Genomic DNA, 7,009 nt, shown 5'->3' with positions numbered 1-7,009 from the left:
CGGTCCTGGCCGGCACAGCTCCGGCCGCGCGTTTCACAGCCGGTCGGCCAGCTCGCCCAGATGCCCGGGGGTGACGAACTGCGCCAGCGCATCCAGATAGTTCTGGGCCACCGCCCGGTACTTCTCGGCCGTGCTCTCGGCGGCCAGCATGTTCTGCTGGGCGGCGATGAGCAGCCGGTTGACCTCCACCTGGGTCACCAGCTGCGCGCGCAGATCATCCAGTTCGGTGCTCGACGGCGCGGTGGGGGAGGGGGCCGGCGGGGCCGGCAGGGCGTCGGTGTAGACATACCAGCGCAGCCGCTCCGGGCGCGGGATCGCGCCGCCGCGCAGCTCGCCGGCCTTGATGGCGCGCACCACCGTACGCGGGTCCTTACCCAGCCGCGCCGCCGCTTCCTGCAGCGACACGTGGGGACCCGCTGGTGTGGTCTCCACACCCGGTGGCGCCATTTTGAGCTCGCTCATCGCCTCGGTCCGCGCGCGGGGCAGCGCTCCTTTCCCAACGACATCATGCCACTAATTAACGGCATTCTAGCGTCATCCGGGGCCGCCGCGCGGCCCTGATGTCACTAATTAGCGACATGAATGCTCTAAACTAGCGGCAGCGGCCACTGCGGTAGCGCGGTGGCGACGAACGAAGCGGCGTTGTCGAGGGGAATAAGCGGTGGCGACACAGACGAAACACCGGGTCCGCAAGGGCACCGAGACGCGGCAGCGGACGAAGATGGTGGGCCTGCGACTGCGCCCCGAGGAGCATGAGCGGCTGACCCGGCTGGCCCAGCAGCGTGGGGTCAACGTGGCCGCGCTGTTCGAATCGACCGTGGCCGATCTGCTGGCCACGCCGCTGCCCGACGAGGCCCTGACCGCCTGACCGCCCGCCCTGAATGTCGCGGCCCGGTATGAATCGGGACGATCCGGCCACAGAGCCGGAGCCGCCGCGTCGTTGGTCCGCCTCACCCGCACCAGCGCGCTTGAATGTCACCAGTCGCGGACGCGCTTGGGACCGGTCAGTAGGTCGCAGTTCTCGCCGAGCGCCGGGCCGTAGCTCGTTGCGCCACAGGCACATTGCCACGTGATGTGCCGGCCACAGGAGCAGGCGACCGAGCCCACCAGAACCTGGCCGGGCGTCAGCGTGTGACCGCGTGCGCAGCGCTGCGGGCGCATCATCCATGCGCCGTTGACGCGCCGCACCAGTTCGCCTACGCCAGTCACGCCGCCTGAGTCTAGGTGTGCGGTCTGGCAAGAGAACCTACCCCGCACGCCTCACGCAGCGCAGCCAGGGGAGCGGCGCGAGCATGCCGCGGACGGCCCTGGGCGAGTCGAGCACGCCGGACTGGATATCCGCCTCGTCAGCCGGGGATCTCCTGTGAGAAAACGGCCCAGGCTAGCTACCAAATCCGCAGGCAGCGCGAAAGCGCCGGAGTGGCCGCCGACTAATCGACCGGGCCACGCGGGCGACCCCGACAGGTCCGACCTACGCGGGTGTGGGTCGGCGCGAGAGCCGGGAGTTACCATCCGGGGATGCCGCTAGGGGAGGGTCAGACTTTCGCCGGTTTCCGGATCGTCCGGCTGCTCGGCTCGGGCGGGATGGGTGAGGTGTATCTGGCCCAGCATCCGAGGCTGCCCCGTCGTGAGGCGTTGAAAGTCCTGCCGGCGGCGATGTCGGCCAACCGTGAATTCCGCGGGCGGTTCAACCGCGAGGGGATGATCGCGGCGACGCTGTTCCATCCGCACATCGTGGCGATCCACGACCGGGGCGAGCACGACGGGCAGCTGTGGATCTCCATGGACTACATCGACGGCACCGACGCGGGCCGGATACTTCGCGAGCGGTTCCCCCATGGGCTGCCGGCACGCGAAGTGGCGACGATAGTCAGCGCGCTCGCCGATGCGCTGGACTACGCCCATGACAACGGCTTGCTGCATCGTGACGTCAAACCCTCGAACATCTTGATCACCCACCCGCTGTCGAGGCAGCAGCGAGTTTTGTTGGCAGACTTCGGGATTAGCCGCTGGATGGCCGATGATGAGGCCATCACGCAGACCAACATGGTGGTGGGCACGCTGAACTACGCGGCTCCCGAGCAGCTGACCGGAGAACTGATGGACGCCCGCACCGACCAGTACGCGCTGGCGGCCACGACCTATCAGCTGTTGACCGGCTCGCCGCCGTTCGAGAACTCCAATCCCGCAGTGGTGGTCGGCCACCACCTGAACTCCGCGCCGCCGTCGCTGACCGGACGGGGACTGGGCCACCTCGATGCCGTCCTGCACACCGCGCTGGCCAAGAACCCCAGCGACCGGTTTGCCCGCTGCAGCGACTTCGCCGACGCCTTCGCCGCGCAGATCGAAGCGCGACCCGACCCGGCGGACCCGGCGTATGCCACCAGAGCCGCCTCGTCATCGCCCGAGCCCACCGCACGGATGCCCGCCGCGACCCCGCCGCCGAGTCCGCCGCCGCAGCCCGTACCTGCGCGGATGGCTTCTTCCCAGTGGCCGCTGGTCGTCGGCGTCATCGCGGTGGCGTTGATCGCTGCCGGGGTCATTCTGGACCTGCGGACGTCGCAGCCCAACCAATCCAGCCCACCATCGGCGGCTTCGGCCCTTCAGCCGACCACCTCGGCCGCGGTGTGGCCCACCACGGGCGCCACAGCGCCGCCGATCACCTACGGCGCCATGCGCGCCTTCATCACCAGCTACTACGGCGACCTGCCGTCGCACCCCTCGCAGGCGTGGACGAAGCTGGACATCGGCTATCAGCAACGCACCGGGTGGAGCAGCTATCTGGACTTCTGGTCCACGGTGCGTTCGGTGACCGTGCTCTCGGTCGCGCCCCGCGACGCCACCAGTGTCACCGCGCATCTTCGCTATCTCGGCGCCGACGGGCACGTCCAGACCGAAGAGCGGTGGTTCCGCATCGTTTCGGTGGCCGGCACGCTGCTGATCGGTGACTCCGAAGTAGTCGGGTAGGGGAGAGTAGGCGGATGGCTCGCCAGCTGACGCTGGGTGTGTACGCCGAGGCCTGGGTGGACCAGCGCAAGATCAGCAGCCGCGTGCGCGATCACTACCGGCGCCTGCTCGCCACCCGCCTGCTGCCGGCCTTCGCCGACACCGGTCTGCGTGACCTCAGCCCCGCCGTGGTGGGTGACTGGTACGCGGGCGCCGCTGGCCCGGCCACCATGCGCATCCACGCCTACGCGCTGCTGCGCTCGGTCATGCAGGGCGCGCTCGCCGACGGCCTGATCGAGGTCAACCCCTGTCAGATCGACGGTGTGAGGACCTCGCGGCGCGCCGAGCGGGTCCGGCCGGCGACTCGCGCCGAGATCGAGACCATCGCCGCGGCGATGCCGGCGGCCTACCAGGCGCTGATCCTGATGTCGGCGTGGCTGGCGATGCCGTTCAGCGAACTGAGCGAATTGCGGCGCAAAGACGTCGATCTGGCCGCGGGGGTGGTCCGGGTACGCCGGGCGGTCACGCTGGTCGACGGCTTTGAGCTCAGCACCCCCAAGAGCCCGGAGGGCATGAGGGATATCGCCGTCCCGGCGCATCTGCTGCCGGCGATCAGGGCCCATCTGCGCACCCACGTGCAACCTGGCCGTGAGTCCCTGCTGTTCCCCTCGGTGGGCGATCCCGACCGCTACCTGTCCACCTCGGTGCTCTATCCCATGTTCGACAAAGCCCGCCGAGCCGCCGGCCGACCGGATCTGCGGGTGCCCGACCTGCGGCGGTCGGGGGCCGCGCTAGCGTCATCGGCAGACGCCACACGCACCGAACCGCTGAAGTAGGCGGTCCGCGAGATAATTCGATAGCGCTTCAGCGGTTGGACCCGGAGGGGGATCGGTCACGAGAGCCGCGAGGTCGATGAAGTTCGCGGCTACGGCGCGAACTCTTTTATGACCGTGGAATGCGTCTGATCGGCTTTCCTGGCTAAATCCGCTGCGCGGCAGGAGGATTACGCCAGATCGTGCGTTGGCGCGTTGCGTGCGTCGTCGGCGAAGGGTTTCCTCAACGGCCGCCCACTTGCCTTGCAATGCGTTCATAGCGGCTCGACAGCGGTCGACATTGACCTCGGGGTCAGGTGAAGGCAAAGGCTCGCAACACATCCGTCGTCCTTCAGGTCGCGTCCGACGTGTTCAAAGTCCGGCGGCGGGGCGGGCGTGGCGATGTATACGTTGGCCGGGAAAGCCCCTGTGATCGTTCATCTCATCTCGTCGGTAGGCGAACATCATCGCGAGGTAGGCGCACAGCACCGCTTCAGTGGATCTTCAGCCAGGTCCAGATCCACGGATCGGGTGGCACCAGTCAAAGATTGCCGCAGCGCCGACAAGCCACGGCCGGCTACGTCCATCGGCGGGGACGCGGTCGCCAGCCCCTCGATGTACTCGATCAGCCGGAGCATTTGCTTTTTGCGGTGCAGGCGGCGCTCATTGTCCGCTCATTGGGTGTTGTACCTTGACCGCGCTGGTATTTCAGCGTTTTGTTCGGCTTGAACAGCGACCACCATCGCAGTGTGCGGATAGACCACGATGGCGCGCCGTGACCCGCTGGCGTAGGGGTCGATCGTCCGGCCCATTCTGTTGACCAGGGCTTGAGCCCACGATCGCATTGCGTGCAACTGAACCGGATGGTCGCGGTTGTGCGGGTGCGAAGCCTCTCAGGCTCGCGGCAATACCAGGGGTTTCTCGGCATGGGGTCTCCTTAGCAACGGAACGAATCTGGTCCCTTGGGGCCGCCACCTACCGATCGCCGAACACACCACCGACACCGCCGGGCAGACACTGGCCACCTTCGCGATCTTCCACCTCGCCGGCCTGCAGTTCTCACCGCGCATCCGCGACATCGGGCGCCTGCAGCTCTACCGCCTCGGCCCAGCCGCGTCATGGCGGATCCGCTACCCACACGCCGGGCCGCTGCTGACCCAACCCATCCAAACCCAGCTGATCGCCGGCTGGTCCGGCCGATAGGGCATTGGACAACGAGGTGGGGTCTGACTGCCGTGATTTGGTCGCGAAGCGGTGACGAGTCGTTCGGCGCTCAGCAGGCAGGTTTGGGGTAGCCGCGTGGGTGGCGCGGTCTAGCGCCCCGCCGGTCAAACCATCTGCCCGGCTGGATTGTTCCGGCCGGGCCGGGAGAAGCGGCACGCCCAGCGCCGATGCGTCGGACCAGTTTTGAGGGCCGCGCCGCGTGACGGGGCTGGGTGGTGTCGTGGTTAGTTGGCGAGGTCGGTGGACCAGCGTTGTTCAATGCGCCCGAACCGCCAGACGGCCACGGCGATGGCCCAGGACACGACGAACAGTGCGACGATGCCGTAGCCGGCGTAGTCGAGGTTGATGCCGGCGATGGCCGCCAGCGGGCCGGAGGAGATGTGCAGGCGCTCGGCCAGCACGCCGATGAGTTCGATGGTGCCGATGACCAGGGCCACTGCGACTGAGAGCGACGTGATGGTCAGGTTGTAGAAGATTTTCCGGATGGGTTTGGCGAATGCCCACCCGTAGGCGTAGTTCATGAAGACCCCGTCGGTGGTGTCCAACAGACACATGCCGGCGGCGAACAGGGCAGGCAGCACCAGGATGGCGTGGAACGGCAGGTTGAACGCGCCGGCCCCGCCGGCCAGGACGAGCAGTCCGACTTCGGTGGCGGTGTCGAAGCCGAGGCCGAACAGTATGCCGACGGGGTAGATGTGCCAGGGTTTGGTGACCGATTTGGTCAGTCCGCCCAGGAAGCGGTTCATCAATCCACGTGAGTCGAGTTGGCGTTCCAGTGCGGCTTCGTCGTAGCGGCCGTGGCGCAGTTCGCGGAGCACCTTGACGATGCCGATCAGGGCGACCAGGTTCAGGATGCCGATGATCCAGAGGAACACCCCTGATACCGATGGGCCGATCATGGCGGTGATGGTGTGCAGGGTGGAGCCTTCGTCCTCGACCGGGCCGATGAGCGCCCGAACCCCGACGGCGAGCAGGAAGGCCAGGGTGAACACGATGGTCGAATGCCCCAGCGAGAACCAGAACCCTACCGATAGGGGTTTTCTGTCCGGGCGGGCCGCGGTGTTGTCGGCGATCAGCTTGCGGGTGGTGTTGTCGACCGCGGCGATGTGATCGGCGTCGAAAGCATGCCGCAGTCCCAGGGTGTAGGCGAGCACACCCACGCCGATGGTGAACACCGGGTGGTCGCCGCCCAGCTGGTAGTTGTCGGGTACGACGAACGCGAACAGCACGACAAAACCGACCAGGTGCAGCAGCAGGATGAAACCGTACATGCCGGTCAGCGAGGTCTTGTCGGCGCGTGAGAGGCTGGCGCGGAACTGGGCCGGGCGCCGCGGCGTTTGGTCGACGGCAGGTTCAGACACGATCGCTGGACTCTGGCCCATCGCGATGCCGCACAACCCGAAGAGCGTGGCGGCGCGGGCTGCTGAAGGTCGAAATGATCTGTCGTGCAACCAAGTCCGCGGCCCGCATCATCGGCTTCTCCGATGCCGGACGGTTGGGTGCACCGGTCTCGAACTCACCGTGTCAACGCCGGGTGCTGGCCCGGGCCCGGGTGATGTGTGGTGGTGGAGCCGAAGCGGCGTAGCCGCAGCGAGTTGGTCACCACGCTGACCGAGGAGAAGCCCATTGCGGCGCCGGCGATGACGGGGTTCAGCAGGCCGAGCGCGGCAAGGGGGATGGCGGCGGTGTTGTAGCCGAAGGCCCAGCCAAGGTTCTGATAGATGGTGCGGAGGGTCTGCCGGGACAGCTCGATGGCCTGCACGACACCTTCGAGCCGGCCAGAGATCAGCGTGATGTCGGAGGCCTCGATGGCCACGTCGGTGCCGGTGCCGATCGCAATGCCCAGATCGGCCTGCACCAGCGCGGGGGCGTCGTTGACGCCATCGCCCACCATGGCGACCACCCGGCCCTCGTCTTGCAGTGCGCGGATCGCGGCGACCTTGTCTTCGGGCAACACCTCGGCGAGCACTCGCTCGATGCCGACCTGCTGCGCGATCGCCGCCGCGGTGCGGGCGTTGTCGCCGGTG

At 67.5% G+C, this 7,009-nt stretch carries 8 protein-coding genes; 4 read left to right on the top strand and 4 right to left on the bottom strand.

Annotation, left to right across the window (positions count from 1 at the left end; all coding sequences use genetic code 11):
* Window positions 1-33 precede the first annotated feature (33 nt).
* The gene (locus F0Q45_RS23155; protein ID WP_149656133.1) at window positions 34-462 is read right to left on the bottom strand and encodes a hypothetical protein; all 429 of its coding nucleotides are present in this window, start codon (window positions 460-462) and stop codon (window positions 34-36) included.
* Between the two features lie 199 nt (window positions 463-661).
* On the opposite strand from F0Q45_RS23155, the gene F0Q45_RS23150 reads away from it, so the two are divergent.
* Complete coding sequence (locus tag F0Q45_RS23150; protein ID WP_149656132.1) at window positions 662-868, top strand: hypothetical protein; 207 nt, start codon at window positions 662-664, stop codon at window positions 866-868.
* Window positions 869-975: 107 nt separating this feature from the next.
* On the opposite strand, the gene F0Q45_RS23145 is transcribed toward F0Q45_RS23150, so the two are convergent.
* Window positions 976-1,209, bottom strand: a complete 234-nt coding sequence (locus F0Q45_RS23145) for a hypothetical protein (RefSeq protein WP_149656131.1) — start codon at window positions 1,207-1,209, stop codon at window positions 976-978.
* 309 nt (window positions 1,210-1,518) lie between these two features.
* Here F0Q45_RS23145 and F0Q45_RS23140 point away from each other — a divergent pair, with 309 nt between their 5' ends.
* The 3 genes from F0Q45_RS23140 to F0Q45_RS28740 all read left to right on the top strand — a co-directional run bounded on the left by F0Q45_RS23140 (window position 1,519) and on the right by F0Q45_RS28740 (window position 4,961).
* Entirely contained in the window at window positions 1,519-2,967 is a 1,449-nt protein-coding gene (locus F0Q45_RS23140; protein WP_149656130.1) for a serine/threonine-protein kinase, read from the top strand.
* Between the two features lie 14 nt (window positions 2,968-2,981).
* Window positions 2,982-3,782, top strand: a complete 801-nt coding sequence (locus tag F0Q45_RS23135; RefSeq protein WP_149656129.1) for a site-specific integrase — start codon at window positions 2,982-2,984, stop codon at window positions 3,780-3,782.
* An 849-nt stretch (window positions 3,783-4,631) separates the two neighbouring features.
* A complete protein-coding gene (locus F0Q45_RS28740) occupies window positions 4,632-4,961 on the top strand; it encodes a transposase (protein WP_223163939.1) in 330 nt (109 codons plus the stop codon).
* A 245-nt stretch (window positions 4,962-5,206) separates the two neighbouring features.
* Here F0Q45_RS28740 and F0Q45_RS23125 read toward each other — a convergent pair whose 3' ends face one another.
* Together F0Q45_RS23125 and F0Q45_RS23120 are read right to left on the bottom strand one after the other, a co-directional pair.
* The gene (locus tag F0Q45_RS23125; RefSeq protein WP_262491131.1) at window positions 5,207-6,343 is read right to left on the bottom strand and encodes a HoxN/HupN/NixA family nickel/cobalt transporter; all 1,137 of its coding nucleotides are present in this window, start codon (window positions 6,341-6,343) and stop codon (window positions 5,207-5,209) included.
* A 155-nt stretch (window positions 6,344-6,498) separates the two neighbouring features.
* A partial coding sequence (locus F0Q45_RS23120) for an HAD-IC family P-type ATPase (protein WP_149656127.1) occupies window positions 6,499-7,009 on the bottom strand: 511 nt, incomplete at its 5' end.

This window comes from Mycobacterium simiae (genome assembly GCF_008370645.1).
Classification (GTDB): domain Bacteria; phylum Actinomycetota; class Actinomycetes; order Mycobacteriales; family Mycobacteriaceae; genus Mycobacterium; species Mycobacterium simiae_A.
The sequence above is the reverse complement of the archived record's forward strand: the minus strand, read 5'-3'. Positions and strand labels throughout refer to the sequence as shown.